Annotated in this window: 9 protein-coding genes and 1 CRISPR repeat array; of the genes, 3 read left to right on the top strand and 6 right to left on the bottom strand. The window is 33.6% G+C overall.

Annotated elements, in window-relative coordinates:
* Positions 1 to 504: 504 nt before the first annotated feature.
* Positions 505 to 1,197, top strand: a complete 693-nt coding sequence (locus tag CCAND38_RS07005; protein ID WP_042344539.1) for a hypothetical protein — start codon at positions 505 to 507, stop codon at positions 1,195 to 1,197.
* A gap of 158 nt (positions 1,198 to 1,355) precedes the next feature.
* On the top strand, positions 1,356 to 1,742 hold the full coding sequence (locus tag CCAND38_RS12190) for a hypothetical protein (RefSeq protein ID WP_420896104.1): 387 nt from the start codon (positions 1,356 to 1,358) through the stop codon (positions 1,740 to 1,742).
* Between the two features lie 41 nt (positions 1,743 to 1,783).
* Positions 1,784 to 5,141: direct repeats of the CRISPR family, unit length 47 nt; unit sequence GTTGTAAATTGCTTTCAATTTTTCGTAACTTTGTGATTAGTTACAAC.
* A 112-nt stretch (positions 5,142 to 5,253) separates the two neighbouring features.
* On the opposite strand, the gene cas2 is transcribed toward CCAND38_RS12190, so the two are convergent.
* The 3 genes from cas2 to cas9 are packed head-to-tail and all read right to left on the bottom strand — an operon-like array spanning position 5,254 to position 10,792.
* On the bottom strand, positions 5,254 to 5,592 hold the full coding sequence (cas2, locus tag CCAND38_RS07000; protein ID WP_002663340.1) for a CRISPR-associated endonuclease Cas2: 339 nt from the start codon (positions 5,590 to 5,592) through the stop codon (positions 5,254 to 5,256).
* On the bottom strand, positions 5,589 to 6,482 hold the full coding sequence (cas1, locus tag CCAND38_RS06995) for a type II CRISPR-associated endonuclease Cas1 (protein ID WP_042344538.1): 894 nt from the start codon (positions 6,480 to 6,482) through the stop codon (positions 5,589 to 5,591). Before cas1 ends, cas2 begins: the two co-directional genes overlap by 4 nt.
* Positions 6,483 to 6,499: 17 nt before the next feature.
* Complete coding sequence (gene cas9 / locus CCAND38_RS06990) at positions 6,500 to 10,792, bottom strand: type II CRISPR RNA-guided endonuclease Cas9 (RefSeq protein ID WP_042344537.1); 4,293 nt, start codon at positions 10,790 to 10,792, stop codon at positions 6,500 to 6,502.
* A gap of 734 nt (positions 10,793 to 11,526) precedes the next feature.
* Between cas9 and CCAND38_RS06985 the strand changes: the two genes are divergently transcribed.
* Positions 11,527 to 12,660, top strand: a complete 1,134-nt coding sequence (locus tag CCAND38_RS06985) for a beta-ketoacyl synthase N-terminal-like domain-containing protein (RefSeq protein WP_231550008.1) — start codon at positions 11,527 to 11,529, stop codon at positions 12,658 to 12,660.
* A 17-nt stretch (positions 12,661 to 12,677) separates the two neighbouring features.
* Here the strand turns inward: CCAND38_RS06985 and CCAND38_RS06980 are convergent, their stop codons facing one another.
* The 3 genes from CCAND38_RS06980 to CCAND38_RS06970 form a co-directional block, all read right to left on the bottom strand.
* A complete protein-coding gene (locus tag CCAND38_RS06980; RefSeq protein ID WP_042344536.1) occupies positions 12,678 to 15,200 on the bottom strand; it encodes a DUF5686 family protein in 2,523 nt (840 codons plus the stop codon).
* A 71-nt stretch (positions 15,201 to 15,271) separates the two neighbouring features.
* The gene (locus tag CCAND38_RS06975; RefSeq protein WP_042344534.1) at positions 15,272 to 16,327 is read right to left on the bottom strand and encodes a phosphotransferase; all 1,056 of its coding nucleotides are present in this window, start codon (positions 16,325 to 16,327) and stop codon (positions 15,272 to 15,274) included.
* A gap of 216 nt (positions 16,328 to 16,543) precedes the next feature.
* A complete protein-coding gene (locus tag CCAND38_RS06970; protein WP_042009295.1) occupies positions 16,544 to 17,410 on the bottom strand; it encodes a nucleotidyltransferase family protein in 867 nt (288 codons plus the stop codon).
* Positions 17,411 to 17,463: the final 53 nt, after the last annotated feature.

Here is a 17,463-nt window from a genome sequence, read left to right as displayed (position 1 = left end):
TAAAAACCATATAAAAGCCTTTGAAATTGTGTTTTTCTACATCAATTTTGGGTGGATTTGAGTATCATACTTTGGGAAACACTACCCAAAAGGAATGGAGATAATTACTCCCGAAAAAATAGAAAGAACAACGATAGGAGGAATTTTTAAATCTAACATAATTTTGAAATGTGTCTCTTTGTTGTAGTTCCTTTATCGAATAATTACTTAAGACGATGAAATATAAACATTTAACTTCGGAGCAAAGGTATGAAATAAAAGTGTATTTAAAATACGGAAAAGCTAAAAAATTATTAACGAGTTAATTAGGTTTACATCTCAGTAGCATTACTTAAAATGAAAGCACCCAACAAAAAGGATTTTTTGATTATGTTCTTTATTTTTTGCATATCTTTGCTAATGTGGAGCGTAACTTTCAAAAAAATGTACTTTCTTTTCTTGTACATTTAGATTTGCAATTTACATGAAATTTAAGACAAAAATAATGAATTTTATACCAATAAAATGAATATAGTCACAATAGAAGACATAATCAAGTTAGAAATATCAAAAGAGGATGTTATATTGTGTATTGAAAAAACAAAAAAGCACGAGTTTATTAACAATCTCAGATACAGACATAAAAATGTTCAGTTTGATTGCAAATTGCGTGGATATATTGGAGAATTAGCGATTGCAAAATGGTTTGCAAATAATGATATCACCTTAAGCTCCACGAATTATTTGGAAGATGGGGAAAATATAGATATTGATTTTTTGGTAAAGGGTAAAAATATAGAATTGAAAACGTCTCTTATCCCCGACGCAGACAAAAACCTCGCTACTACCATTTCCAAAAGAGACATAAAGCTTATTAAAAGAGGGAATGATAGCATAGAGCAACTACGAGGTGATATTCATATGCAAATTTATTTTTCCCATAAAACAAAAGAACGCGACAACTGGCTAAAAACCCAAGACATCAACCTACATAATGATTCTGAATATCTCTATAATAAATTCCAGGCAGATCAATATTTAAACACAACCTTTTTTGTAGCATGGATTGATAAGCCTTCCTTGATAACAAAAATAAATTCAATTCCAATTAGTCAAAGATACTGGAGTTTCCGTTATTCGCAGCGATTTTTTTGGAATTGTAAACTTAATGTGAGTCGTAAACCTATTGAACTAATATCTTATATTAATAATCTCTAAGTTTATGTAAATTCCTTTCTATAAAAACATTTGATGCTCAACTAAATTTACACAAACAAGTTCTCTAAAGTTCAATAGCAAACGAACAAAACCTTAATTCTAAATTCCAAAACACGAAAGTTAACACGTTGAAAATAAAAATCTTAACTCTTTATAAAATGAATAAGCAAGATAATATAATTATCTACGGAGTCCAATACCCAAATCCCGATAGTGTGCATTGGGAAGCAGAAGAATGCATCGACTTTCGTCTTTCCAGCATAGAGTACAGAACATTACTTCAAGGTTATCCTCCTGATTGGGATTGTCGCTATGCACCTTTCCAATTTCAAGATTGGCTATACATAACACGTTCAGGATTTTGGCTAAAAAAATCAAATACGAAAAGCAAGAGGATGGTTTTTATCATCTTTCTCGACATCTTACGTCAGAAAAAGGACGAGGACATAATTTACTGCTTGAAATCTTTTGTAATGGATACTTTAAACCTTCATTATTTGAAGTCGTACAAAGAGCGGGATATTAAATCGTCTGTAACTTTGTGATTAGTTACAACAATATCAACATGGATAACATGCGAGAAATCGTTGCAAATTGCTTTCAATTTTCCGTAACTTTGTGATTAGTTACAACAAAAAACCTTTCAAAATGGCATAAAGAGCAGTTGCAAATTGCTTTCAATTTTCCGTAACTTTGTGATTAGTTACAACGCATTCAGCTTACAATGCATTTAGCTCGGCGTTGCAAATTGCTTTCAATTTTCCGTAACTTTGTGATTAGTTACAACTGTCAGAGAACCTATCCATAATCGCTCAAAGTTGCAAATTGCTTTCAATTTTCCGTAACTTTGTGATTGGTTACAACTTTTTTCTTTCTGTGTTCATTTTAATATCCGTTGTAAATTGCTTTCAATTTTCCGTAACTTTGTGATTGGTTACAACACGAGCCGAATTATTTACGGGAATGGTATTGTTGTAAATTGCTTTCAATTTTCCGTAACTTTGTGATTGGTTACAACAAATGATAGACAAAATCCGATTTGTTTAGAGTTGTAAATTGCTTTCAATTTTCCGTAACTTTGTGATTGGTTACAACATTGGAAGAACTATTAAAGAAACTTCGGCTGTTGTAAATTGCTTTCAATTTTCCGTAACTTTGTGATTGGTTACAACTGTGTTTATTGTCTACTCATCTGCTCAATGGTTGTAAATTGCTTTCAATTTTCCGTAACTTTGTGATTGGTTACAACAATAAACGTAGCGATAGCATCGGGAAGTAAGTTGTAAATTGCTTTCAATTTTCCGTAACTTTGTGATTGGTTACAACTATTAATTGTTAATTATTAAAAAGGGACATGTTGTAAATTGCTTTCAATTTTCCGTAACTTTGTGATTGGTTACAACTGAATGTATTTTTAAAATTAGTTACGTTTAGTTGTAAATTGCTTTCAATTTTCCGTAACTTTGTGATTGGTTACAACATTTGTTATTTGTTGGTTACTAACTCCTATGTTGTAAATTGCTTTCAATTTTCCGTAACTTTGTGATTGGTTACAACGAGCGACAGGAACGGCTGGAGTTTCTATCCGTTGTAAATTGCTTTCAATTTTCCGTAACTTTGTGATTGGTTACAACACCGTAATGAGCAGTTATATCAGTTACATGGTTGTAAATTGCTTTCAATTTTCCGTAACTTTGTGATTGGTTACAACTCTCTTCGCTTGTTCAATGTCAAGTCCTGAGTTGTAAATTGCTTTCAATTTTCCGTAACTTTGTGATTGGTTACAACAATGAAAGCGGACGGACAAGTACAAATGTAGTTGTAAATTGCTTTCAATTTTCCGTAACTTTGTGATTGGTTACAACTCATTCTTTTTGTTTCAGCAACTTCTATAAGTTGTAAATTGCTTTCAATTTTCCGTAACTTTGTGATTGGTTACAACCAAAAAAATCTTTGGCTCTGTTCCAACGCTGTTGTAAATTGCTTTCAATTTTCCGTAACTTTGTGATTGGTTACAACGTTGAAGAGTTGCCGAACCTTAAAAACATTGTTGTAAATTGCTTTCAATTTTCCGTAACTTTGTGATTGGTTACAACTAGCACAGGCGTACAAACCGCAAAAGTCGGGTTGTAAATTGCTTTCAATTTTCCGTAACTTTGTGATTAGTTACAACAAAATGAATCTTTCCCTGAACCATTATCGTGTTGTAAATTGCTTTCAATTTTTCGTAACTTTGTGATTAGTTACAACTTACGGCATTAGGTAAAAAACCTGTTTTGAGTTGTAAATTGCTTTCAATTTTTCGTAACTTTGTGATTAGTTACAACGCGTGGAGACCATTGGGCAGTCGGATAGGCGTTGTAAATTGCTTTCAATTTTTCGTAACTTTGTGATTAGTTACAACTGGCAGTAATCAAATCCGATAGCTTCTTAGGTTGTAAATTGCTTTCAATTTTTCGTAACTTTGTGATTAGTTACAACATAAATTATTCAGTGCGATGTTATCGTTGTGTTGTAAATTGCTTTCAATTTTTCGTAACTTTGTGATTAGTTACAACTTGCTCGTTGTTCATTGCTATTTGTTACTTGTTGTAAATTGCTTTCAATTTTTCGTAACTTTGTGATTAGTTACAACTTAGATGATTACTTTCCGAGTTAGTGCCTCGTTGTAAATTGCTTTCAATTTTTCGTAACTTTGTGATTAGTTACAACACGGTATTGAGACAAGCCACTTCCACTTGTGTTGTAAATTGCTTTCAATTTTTCGTAACTTTGTGATTAGTTACAACCAACACCTATTGCTTTCGAAACTTTAGCCTGTTGTAAATTGCTTTCAATTTTTCGTAACTTTGTGATTAGTTACAACAAACCTTGTCAGCAGACAACTTTTCTATGAGTTGTAAATTGCTTTCAATTTTTCGTAACTTTGTGATTAGTTACAACTTTCCAAATCAATGAGCCACTGGGGTTTGTGTTGTAAATTGCTTTCAATTTTTCGTAACTTTGTGATTAGTTACAACCCTCTGCCAGTGGTGTGAGGTACACATCTTGTTGTAAATTGCTTTCAATTTTTCGTAACTTTGTGATTAGTTACAACAGAGGCTCCAAAACAAATGAAGTACGAACAGTTGTAAATTGCTTTCAATTTTTCGTAACTTTGTGATTAGTTACAACTAAATTAAATATTAAATGACTTGGGGTGTAGTTGTAAATTGCTTTCAATTTTTCGTAACTTTGTGATTAGTTACAACTTTTTTCTTTATCTATGTTATTTTTTTGTTGTTGTAAATTGCTTTCAATTTTTCGTAACTTTGTGATTAGTTACAACCTGTTTTGGTCTCGTGCTTGTATAGAGAGTGTTGTAAATTGCTTTCAATTTTTCGTAACTTTGTGATTAGTTACAACAAGTCAGAATTTGCCCCCGAATTGACTAAAGTTGTAAATTGCTTTCAATTTTTCGTAACTTTGTGATTAGTTACAACCCTCTTTATTATATACTAACATGGCTCTTTGTTGTAAATTGCTTTCAATTTTTCGTAACTTTGTGATTAGTTACAACGTTTATCGTGCTTCCTTTGTATTCTTTATTGTTGTAAATTGCTTTCAATTTTTCGTAACTTTGTGATTAGTTACAACAAAGTATTTTTAGAGCGTATATATTTGTGAGTTGTAAATTGCTTTCAATTTTTCGTAACTTTGTGATTAGTTACAACCTTTCTGCAATACAAGTCAAGTTTTTTTGCGTTGTAAATTGCTTTCAATTTTTCGTAACTTTGCGATTAGTTACAACTTGAATACGATATAAATAACTTTTTCATTTGTTGTAAATTGCTTTCAATTTTTCGTAACTTTGCGATTAGTTACAACTCCCCAATTTTCTAATAATGCCTTTTCTCTGTTGTAAATTGCTTTCAATTTTTCGTAACTTTGCGATTAGTTACAACCTCAAAAAATAATCCTCTGACAGACAGAGGATTATTTTTGTTTTTAGAAATAAAAAATTGAGCAAAAAAAGAATAAATCGGGCTGAGTAAATCCATTTTTTTCATTCTATTTCTAAAATAACTCGAGCTGCTGATAAGTAGGTGGTGGATCTTCGCGTACTTTAGAATGAAATATTTCCATATCACCAAACTGCTTATCTGTAATCGTCATTACGGCTACTTTCCCGTATTTGGGAAGCATCATTTTTACTCGTTTTTTATGCACTTCTGCATTTTCTCTACTCGGACAGTGCCTCAAATAGATAGAAAACTGAAATAAAGAAAATCCATCATCTTCCAAGCGTTTTCGGAAGAGATTGGCTGCTTTTTGCATTGCCTTGGTCTCGGTTGGCAAATCGTATAAAACCATTACCCACATAATTCTATAAGCGTTAAATCGTTCGGAATTCATAACATTTTAGGATAAGAAATTTGTCTTTTTTCGCCCGTATAGCATTTGTACAGAGAGGAAACGGTAGATTTTACCGCAACTAATAGCGGACGCACCTGTTCGTCTATTTTCACATCTTTGGTAGCGATTTGCAAAAAATAGGCTTTCGCTTCTTTGGTCAGTTCTTCGGCTTCAGGATTCTTTTCCAACCATCGGATGACCAATAAATCCACAAAAGGACGATAAGGTTCCATTAGGTCGTCTGCCAAACAGTAGGCATTGTATTTGTTTTTGTGAAAAATCCCCAAAACGGGAAGTAAACCTGTTTCTACAATGGCTCTTGCCACGATACTTCTCAATACGGAATAACCAAAATTGAAAAACTGATTGGGCGAATCGCCGTAGCGTTCGCGTAAAAAATCGGGGTGAATGAGGTATTTCCAATAGTGCTGTGCGGCGATGCCTTCCATATTACTGATGTCGCCCGATTTCACTTGGCTGAGATACTCATACATCGGACTGGCGTAAGTTCCGAGTCGTTCCAAAACAGCGGCTTGATTGGCTATTTTGCATTCTATGGTTTGTTTCCACAGCTGTTTTTTGAGCGGTTCACTGGCTTCTATCTGGTCTTTTATGCGTTGGGAATGAATCGCATTTCCGTGGAGCGGTAGCATTTGTCCGTGTGGGAGATGATGGGCATCGCAACTGATAATCACCACATTATTCCCCATCAGCCACTGTATCAGCTGATGGGAAATGGTAATCTGAAAGTGGTCGAGCATCAACAAACCCAAATCTTCTACCGGAACGCTCCCTTTCTCTGCTTTGGTTTCTGGACAAACGATTTTCATCTGTTGGTCTTTCAACTTCAAATATGCTGGATTGCCAATGTAAATGGAGCGGTAGAGCATAATTTCATCGTTTTTAATTAATATTCTCCTACACTAACAATGTCCCCTAAATGATTAATCCTAACCTTTATGATATCATTCAAAGGTGACAAACTTTTAATTTGTTGGTAAGTTTTTCCTTGTAACTCTTTTTTATCTTCTACTGTCGTTTCTAGATGATGTCTGAATTTAAAATCACGAACTATCGCATTACCATATTTCACAACAGATATAGTCTGCACCCTAAATAAATTCGGGCTTATTATTCTCTTGTTTTTAGGGTCTAATAAATCAATATCGTTAGGATTAAATCCTGTTGATTCATTCGGAAAGACAAACATTTCATTCTGTTTCATTGTGAACAAAAATTCCCAACCCAAATGCTCATTGTATGTTTTGTCTATAATAGGTAATCCTTGATTGGCTCTTACCACAGCTTCAAAAACCGATACTACTTTTTCTTGTAAATTTCCCTTCTCATCACGGTAAACCGCTACATGATGATTGCTGCCCGTACTGATAAAATCCACAGGAATAGGCTTACCTTCTTTATCCAAAATTTCTTTGCCTAAATGGTCTTTTTTGGTATGCAAAGGCTCGGCATTTGCTACACCGCTTATGGTTACACGCTTTATCGTAATTCCTTTCTCTTTATTGAGCCATATCGGATTTTTGTCTAAATCTGAAAAGGCTTTTTTAGCATCGTTTCCAAAAGATTGTAGTCGTTCTTTCAAAATTCTCTTTACCCCTTCGTCTAATATTTTGTCGATTAGCTTTTCATCTTTAAAGTTTTCAGGAGTAATGTCTTTTCGGATGGAAAAACTATTTTCTAACCATACCAATTTCACTTTTTCAGGCAGTTGTTCTGTTTGGGCATCATCTAAATAAATAGGATTTTTCGCCAATGAATTTTTACCTGTAAAAGCCTTTTTCGGATCGCCACCATTTTCTTCTAATCTTTTTTTCAACAAGGATTGATACAGTGGATTGGCTACTTTTTTGATGGTTTCCAAATCAAATTTACCTCCGATTTTTTCCTCTTTTTGTACATAATACTGGTATTTCCCATAAACTGTTTCTTTATGCAATTGTCCACGAGGAGTTAAAACTTCCTGAACTTTGTTACTTCCCGCAACTTTATTCTTGTTTTTGGTAACTACCTTATTTTTAGCCTTATGAGAAATTAAAACATTTTCCAAAAAGGCTTTGGTTACCTGACGGAAATTGGGCATTGGTGCTTTAAAAACTCTTTTTTCATTACCGTTTTTATCGGTTACTTTTATGGTTTCCAATTGCTGAATACCCATAATATTGCTATGCTCCCTATGTTTTTCATTTTTACGAGCATTCAGATAATTAAGATATTGAATATGATTGTGTTTGGTAAAAGCCACCGTAAGAGCATCCATTGCGTGATGGCGATGGTCATTTCGTTTTGTCCAATCAATGATAACTTCCACTTGCTGACCATACTTACGATCTTCCATTTCGGTAAGCCCCAAGGCTCTGTATTTCGGCAAGTTGAGTTCTTTCATCACATTGACCAAATCCCAATCTTCCCTCAATCTATCCGTAATACCTCCCGATGTAGAAAGCACATTTCGAGTAATTTGCAAAAGTATTTCTTTGGCTTTTTTAGCAATGTATTGTGTTTCACGCAAATCTCTTTCCACAAAACCATCTCCAATTTCACTTTCTTTTTTCAATAATTTTTGGTACTTCGCTTTGGAGATAATGTTGTTTTTGTATAAATCTTCCACACGAGCCACATATTCTTCCAATTTATCCGCTCCAAATTTACTTTCCATATAATCAAATGCCGTCCGTTCCCCTTTATCTAAATTGGTTTTTCTGAAAGAAAGCGTTTTGTTTGAAAAACTATCATCAAACACTCTTGATTTTGGTATAATATGCTCAATATCAATTTCTTTAGTAAATAATTTTTCTTGTGGAATTTTTATATTAGTATATAAATCCTTATATCCATTCGCTTTTAATTCTTCGTACAGACGATAACGGATAATATCATTTCTTGTTGGATTTGGTAAACCAAACTCATTCTTCAAAATTTTAATGATTTTTTCGTGTTCGGTTTTCGCTTTATTGATGTTTGCCGTCATATTGGCTCTTTCTTCCGCATTTTTTTTCAGTTCACGAGCCAATTCTATACGAATTTCATCGAATTTAAAGTTAGGGTTTTCGGTTCGGTATTTCTTTAAAAGCGCATTGACCAAGTTAATCATCTGATTTAGAATCTTTTCTACTACCGGTTGACGCAAACTATTCTTTTTCAAGACTTCCAAACTATCTTTCAGCACACGATTATCGTTTTCTTCTTTGGTCAATGAATGTTTAGAATGGCGGTAACCTGCTAATTCACAGGCGGTACTGAATTTATTTTCCTTAATATATGGATAAATTTTCCGCATCGCTTTGGTAGAAAGATTACCATAATCATCTGACAGAGAAACATTCGCTAAAATTTGAGCATACTCTTTTTTAAAACCGAATTTTGTTTCTAACAATTTATAAAGCAATTCGTTACCACTTTTAGAATCATCGCCTTCATAAGAATACAGCAAATGCCAAAGCTGATAACTTGCTTGATTTTCAAAATCTTTACCGTCTAATTCAGCATTGAAATGCAGAATATCCGTGTTGATACCTGCTTCTTTAAAAATTGCTTGAACCATTTCCTTGATTTCCGATGCAGGAACTTTCAAATCATCAAGCTCCACCTCATCTTTATTCAATTTTACTTTGAGGTGATTTTTTGCATCATATCCCTCTAAATCAGTAATTTTCAAATATGCCTCATACAATGCTTTATTTGTTCTATTGCCCTCCAAAACAGAATAATTCATCTCCCATTCTTTGGGAGAATAGCCTAAAATTTCCAAGCAATAATCCGCTTTGAGATTTCCTTTGAGATTTAACTCATTAAATAATGCTTGTTTTGCCTCCAAATCCAATTCGGAAATTGTTTTCTCTTCTTCAAAAAGAACTGCTTGTTGGTTTTTAGCTGCTTTTTTCGTTTTACTTCCTTTTTTACGAATCAAGACATTGTTTAAATTCTGCCAAATTTTAAACTCTTGAAACAGAGGCGATGATTTTGGAGCTACTTTAAGACCGATTACTTTTTTGGTACTCGTTCCATCTTCTTTTTTAATCTCTATTTCCTTATTTTCGAATTCACAGAAACTCACCAATGATTTTTGAGATTTTAATTTTCTTTGGTAGAAAATCACCACATCTCGAAGTTCTTTTTTTAGTTCGTCGGTCAAAATCTGTGGATAAAATTGAGCTTGGGTATTCCAAATTTGTTCAAATTCATCTAAATAATCTTGGCGATAAAACACCTGATTTTTCAACGAAGTATGTGGATTTGCTGCAATTTGCTTCCAAAGATATTCGCCCACGGTTTCATTATTGAAGTAAAGTTCCTTGCTTCGGTCTGAAATTGCCCCCAAATAACCACTAGAATTATTTAAATTATTATTGATTTCGGTAATGACAAAAGCTAATTGCTCCCTTGTCAATTCCTTTGAGAGAGCATCTACTCGCCATTGATAGGCTTGTAATTTTTTATCTTCTCTACTTCCTTTATTTTCAGCGGTATAGATTTGGTATTTTGCCAAAAACAAAGCACTTGTTGCCCTTTGTCCTTTACCTTTAAGTTGAGCGTAAAATTCATCGGTCAAAATATCCGAATGAAATTGTTTCTGAAAGTTCCAAACTTTATCCAATTCAAACTGTAAATCAGAACGATAATAGTCAGGCAATGATTTTTTACCTTCTTTTAAAAGTTGTAGAGATAATTGTCCTGTAGTAAGGTTTTCTTCATAAAGTCTTTTGGCAATTTCCATTCCGTCTATCAGTTGCCCTTCGTCTTCATTTTTAGCCTTTCGACTACTTTTATAACCTCTTTTTTTGTTGATGGTTAAAAACACACGAGCCAATTCCCCCAAAGATATTTTTTCTTTAGCCGATTTTGCTCGTAATTCTAATGTTTGGAAGGTGGTTCCTTTACCGTTTTCTGTTAAAATTGTATTTTCAGAAATGAGTTGATGTTCTTTCAAAAGTTCGATGAGTTCTTTTCTGCGGAGCTTATAGCGTTGCAGGTTGCGCCTAGCACTTCGTTTCAGGGTTCTATCGGCATTGGTAGAAATGGGCTTCCCTTTCTCGAAATTTGTTTTTTCATCAGTTGTTAGCGGATTTACTCTCACTCCCAAATCAACAATCTCCGAAGTTTCAGTATCGTTTTCGGCTTCTTTTACATAAGCCCAACCAATTGAATTTGTCCCTAAATCAAGACCGAGTATATGTTTCATAATTAATAGTTTAAAAATTAATGGGTATAAAAATACAAATAAAAAGTTAATTATTTTTGATATTCAATTATTTTTTCTACCTTTGTGGCAGAAAGCAATTTACAATAAGGATTATTCCGTTGTGAAAACATCTAGTGCCTCGCCTATCTGCGGGGCTTTTTTAAAGAAAAAACCAAGACTAGTTACCTAATTATAAGGTAAGTAATCTTGGTTATCAGAATTTACTTTTTGTGCTTTTTACACAAAAAGCAGAACGGCTTAGATAGATGAACTATCTTTTTGCTTCGCCAGTGTTTAAACTTACGAAAACAAACTAATTGTTTTTTCTCATTCATAAATCTACATTTTATGATTAATAATTAGTTTCATAAGACCTTTTGATGTGGGGCATCAAAAGGTCTATTTTTTTTTACCAATCCTCGTAGTAGAGTGTTTTTACAAAATCAAATTGTTTATTTAAGCAATTAAATGAATAAGAAAGCAATTTACAACAAACAAAAGAAAATAGTATCAACTTTACTCTACTTACGAAGATTGATGGCACAAAGATAACAAAAGAAATCAAGACTACAAAATTAAGATACTATTATTCTTTTGTTTCAATCTTATAAAAAATAAATAACAATAATAATCCAATGATTATCAGCAAGATAAAAACATATTTTTTTAAAAAAACACTTTTCAAATCCTAAATAATAAAAATTCCTTACTTTTGCATATAAAACTTTTAAACTGTGAACATATCAATCGTCGGAATGGGATCGATTTCTGCTTTAGGAAATTCTTTTACAGAAGTCTGCCTGTCATATCAAAATCCAATATCTTTATTAAAGCCTTATGGTGAGGTTCCCATGGGAAAACTCTCTGAAAGCGGTCTGACTGCTGTAAACAACTTACGACTATCATCACCGGCATATACCAACTTGGACGATACAGTTTTATTTGCAATTATATCAGCCCGACAAGCAGTCAAACAGGCTAATTGGTGTGATGGTAATTTTGGTGTAAATATCGGTTCTTCTCGCGGAGCGACAACTCTTTTTGAAAAACATCACTCCTATTTCATCGAAAATAAAGCATGTGAAACTTTAGCTTCTCCAACTACTACGTTAGGAAATATTGCTTCGTGGGTTGGTCAAGATTTAGGGAGTATAGGTTTTGAAATGTCTCATTCCATCACCTGTTCAACATCTTTACATGCTGTCGTTAATGGTATTGCATGGCTTCAAAGTGGTATGGAACAGCGATTTTTAGTCGGTGGAAGCGAAGCTCCGTTAACTCCCTTTACTATAGCTCAAGCCAAAGCTTTAAAAATTTACAGCAGCCTAACGGATGATTTTCCCTGCCGAGCAATGGACGTACACAAAAAGCTAAATACGATGGTTTTAGGCGAGGGAGCTTCTGTTTTTTGCTTAGAAAATGGATTGAAAGACAATCGATTAGCAGGAATAACAGGATTCGGATTTGCTTCTGAGAAATTAACTCACAATGTATCTCTTTCGGCCAATGGCGAATGCTTACAAAAATCTATGCTGATGGCTTTACGAAATACGGACATTTGTGATATAGACGTTATTATCACCCACACTCCAGGTACTATTAAAGGAGATTTAGCAGAAATCACAGCTATCCGAGAAGTTTTCAAAGAATCTGTTCCTTTTATGACTAATAATAAATGGAAAATAGGACATACATTTGGTGCAAGTGGTGCTTTGAGTCTTGAAATGGCAATATGTATGCTCCAAAAACAGGAAGTTTATAGCGTTCCTTATGTTGAAAAACAAAAGAAACCTGAAAAAATAGAAAAAATACTCATTAACGCTGTTGGTTTTGGAGGAAATGCTGTGAGTATTTTGGTCGAAAAATAATTTTTGTACTGCTGACATTAAAAATTAGGCATGACACTAAAACGAATGCCAAACTTGGGATTCCGAGTACCGTTAACATCATTAAAATCACCACGCCATATAAAATCTAAACGAAACGGGCGAATATTTCCAAAACCTATATTTTCAATACCAAAACCGTATTCCCAATACAATTTTTCAGGCGTATTGTATATTAGATTCGTTTGGTGAGCATCTCTATTTTGCTGACTTATAGTACCATAAGCAAAACGAGCAAATAATAAACTTCGTAATTTTGTTTTGTCAACAAGTGGAATTTTATTCAAAATAAACCCGTTAAAATGATGCTCAAAATAACCATTAAGATAGGTATCATTTATAAAATCATAATAATCTAACAACGCAAACGACTGAGGTATAATCGAATAGGCTTGATTGGCAGGCGTTGGTGTCAAAATAGTCAACGGTACGGTACCAAAAATTTTCCCTGCCTCAAAAGTTGTGTTCAGCATTCCTAAATTCCAAACAGTAATAGGTTTTTTGATTAAAACCTGTACTTTATCATAGTCAAATTGGCTTCCTAAAGCTCCTGATGCTCCTTTAGTATATTTTAACACGTAAGTATCATGTATTTTCTCTCCATAACGTTGCTCCACCCCATAGCCAAAGACGTTTCTTCCTGGGGTAAATTTGATATTCAACCCTGTGTTGAAATCGGTATAATTGGTATATGTTTGATTATTCTTCAGATCGCGAAAGGCTATGAAAAAATGTTCAGGATCGGCAGATTGTGAGTGCTGATATACTCCAAAAACACTAACCTCAATGTTTTTTAACGGCACATACGTTATAGCCGCTGATGTCTTTTGATTTCTGGTCAAAAAATAGTTTTCTCCTCGATTAATAATGGCGTTACTTCCTCTTCGGAATGTGAAATTACCATCATCGTGAATCAAATAGTTTCCTAATTGCAAATAATCATCCTGATAAGCACCTCCAAACGTCACTCGAGGTTCCTCCGAAAGTAAATATTTAGCACTTAATCCATATTTAAACCGCTTATCTCCAATGCCATAAGCTCCGTAAAAATAAGAGCGAAAACGATCTTCAATTGAATTAAATGTTCTGAAGCCTAATCTAAGTCGATGCTTTTCAACATCGTTTGATTCGTACACCTGCCAATATGTGCCGAATTGCAGTCCTTTACCCAAAGGGATTGAATTTAACGATACATACCCTGTACCTATAATATCTGCAAGTGTAGTAATTAATTTAACTTTCGGATTATCAGCTACTTCCTTAATCAACCGAGTTGTTTTAGAAATATTTGCCGACTTTACGGTTGCTTGTTGCCAATATGTATCCCCTTTAACAAATTGATCCCTATATTTTTGAACTATTTTTTGTTCATAAAAAAGAGTCGCTTTCGGTTGATTCAGGACCACATCAGAGTATCCTATGGTATTACGAATGTACAAGCCTTTCTCTTCTATGTCCTTAGAAAGAATCGTAAAATCAGCTTCTTGAATTTCTTTTTCAAGGTAATAAATACTATCATTTTCAATGGTAAAATGCTTTTCGAAAAACAATCCCCGCACCATATTCAAATTGGTTTTGGGAGTAGTTTTCATCTCTATACTTTTGATAATAAAAGTTTTAGTATCCACAATAAAATTTCCTTCCAAAGCCAAATCAGCATCTATTTTTGGAAAAAAATAAATGCGATAGAAATTTCGATTCTCTTCTACTAAAGTATCTTTTAAAACATAGTGATACGTCCCGTAGCCATATTCCGAGAGAGGGCTTACAAATGGGCGATTTAAAATCAAATATGAATTTTCGTAGATATCAAATTCATCAAATGCCTTGGTGATTCGCTCTAAACCATAACCATTTTGAGCTACTCCTTGTGAGCGTTCTGCTTCTGTATCAACTCGTTGTTTATTGATTTGGTTGTTACCGTAGACCTTTTGTACGTTTTCTTTAATATAAATCGGCATTGAAAAAAAGCCCCTGTTTTTTCGTTCCATAAGAGTTTGTTCAAACTCAGCATAATCATTTCCTAAAACCTTTTTTAGGAAAATCGTATCTAATTGATTGATACCCAACTCTGAGACACTATGTTTCTTATACTCATATGCCTGTGAATTTTTAAGTCCTTTTTTACTCTTATTTTTCCAAATACCTTGTAGAACTGTGTAGGCTGGATTTTCTTTTTTCGAAAGTGACTTCGTTGGTTTTCCTACTACAACAACCTCTTCAAGCTCTTCTCCTTCAGTAAGTTCTACAATAAGATTTTTTGTGATTTTATGTTGTAATCGTATTTTTTTAGATGTGAACCCTAAGGAAGAAACTTCAATATAATTATGGTTTTTCTCTGAGTATAAGGAGAATTTTCCTGAAGCATCCGACACTACTCCTTTCGTAGAATTCACAAAAATGATATTCGCAAAGGGAAGTGGTTTTCCTTGATCATCAATAACTTTACCTGAAACTTGAGTTTGGGAATAAATATAAATGGGAAGAATGGTTAATAGGAGTACAAAAATATTTCTTATCATAAAAAAAACTGTCTGAACCAAGTTGCAAATGTACACTTTTTTCAGACAGTTTTTACCTTTTATTGTTTATTTTATTTAAACCATTTATCAACAACTGCTCTCAATGCAGGTTCTTTATCTTCTAAACGTTGTAATAGAACAAATTGGTTTCTTGCTCTAACAAAATTTTCTTCGGGGAATGAAGTTTTGAAATAAATGTCATTATTAAAATAATCCGTAAGGAAACGTACTCCGATAATAAAAATCATATATTTAGCTCCATCCAAAACCATCCGTTTTTCGGTCTCTGTCATTACGTCTTTCATCACTGAAAATCCTTTACAAATGGCTTCAAAGAAAGTTTCATTGAACACAATTTTTGAATCATCAGGTTCATTTTCATTAGTAGGACTCACAGAGGTACGCACCATATCTCCAAAGTCATACAATAAAATTCCTTGCATTACTGTATCCAAGTCAATAACTTTGAAATCGTTCGGATTATCCTTGTGAATCAATACATTATTTATTTTTGTATCGTTATGAGTAACACGAATAGGGATGCGTTTTTCATCCACAGCTTTCTGTACTTCATCAAATATTACCTTGTGCGACTTTGCAAAATCATAGAGATGTTGTGCCTTTTCGATGCGTTCGGACTTCGCCTGTGCAAAAGCATCTTCTAATTGTTGAAAACGCTTCATCCCGTTATGAAAATCAGGAATAGTATCCTCCAATCTTGAAGTATCTATCTTTTCAAATGTTTTGATAAACGTTGCATAAGCCGATGCAGCTTTCTCAGCCTGCCATGCTTCTTTAACAAATTCGTATGCCACATAATTCTTCGCAAACGGAACCGCACGCCACAAAGCATTGTCTGCTTCTACCGAAAAACCTCCCGTTTTGACTGGTAACATATTCAAAATAATAGTGTTATCAGCAACAGTTTCCCAAAGCAATTCAATATTTTTGATGATTGCATGTGGTTTTTTGAACACATTGGTATTAATTCCCTGAAGCACATACTCTTGTTCAGTAGTTTTCACTAAAAAAGTATAATTGATGTGCCCATTTCCAAAAGGCTCAACGGAAACGATATCTCCTTTAAAATCAAACAAAGGAGCAATTCTTTCAGCTGTATTTTTCATTTTATTTTATATTTTTAATTGGTAAATCAAATGTATATGAAGATTTTTGTGTATAACAAAAAAATCTATGTAAATTCGACATTCAGAGATTGTAACACTAATTGAGAGTTTTAAAAAATCTCTAATTTTAGCAAAATGGAATAAACTCCTTATCTCTATAAGTCAAAATCTCGTGAAACCTTCACAGTTGAGCAAGTAAGAAATTTGATTCCTTAATTAGAAATTCTCCGGATATCCTCCTGCTACAGTCAAATTTTTAATTTCTTCCCGTACTTTCAATAAATCTTCGCGGTAGGTCATTCCAAACCAAGCATCGTTATTAGGCAACACTTCCAAAGTATACCCTTCTTTTTCAATAGCATGTTGTACCACTAACGGAATGAAAAACTCTGCTTTTGGATTTTCTTTATTAGCTTCTACAAATTCAGCAAATAATTTCTGTGCCATTGGAAAAATTTCTGGTGTGAATCCCCAAAAATTCATTGAAACGAACGTTCCTAAAGGATATTTTTCGCCTGTTTCTTCATCAATAGCCATATTTTCGTCAATTTTTCTGAGTTTTGTAGCCTCAACTATCGATTGCAGATGATTATTTTCATTCACATTACAAACTCCTCTTGAAACTGTCCCATTTTCGCTCAATGTGTTTTTCAATAAATAACCTGCTGAATAAAAAGTTTTTTCTTTACCTGATTTTAAGGCTTTTACCATGTATGAAAACGCATCTTTTCCGTAGTAATCATCAGCATTCATAATCAAAAACGGATTCTTAACCACGTCTTTTACGCAGAGCATCGCATGTCCTGTACCCCAAGGTTTTTGACGCACAATTCCTTCTGGATTTTGTAAATCTTGATATACGAAGGAAACAGGCAACCCTTTGAAACGATTTTCTAAATGTTTTTTAGTAAGCTCTTCAATCTGGGTTCTAATAATCAAAACTACGTCCGAAAACCCCGCTTCAATCGCATCATAAATCCCATAATCAAACAAAGCATTTCCATTATGAATTTCCTCTAATTGTTTGTCGGAACCAAAACGACTCCCCAAACCTGCCGCTAAAATTACTAATGTTGTATTCATATTTTTATGTAATATATTTATGTTTTATATTATTTTTCAATTATTTAGCTCTT

Origin of the sequence: Capnocytophaga canis (assembly GCF_000827555.1) — a bacterium.
GTDB lineage: Bacteria > Bacteroidota > Bacteroidia > Flavobacteriales > Flavobacteriaceae > Capnocytophaga > Capnocytophaga canis.
This window is presented reverse-complemented; position numbering and strand designations above follow the sequence as displayed.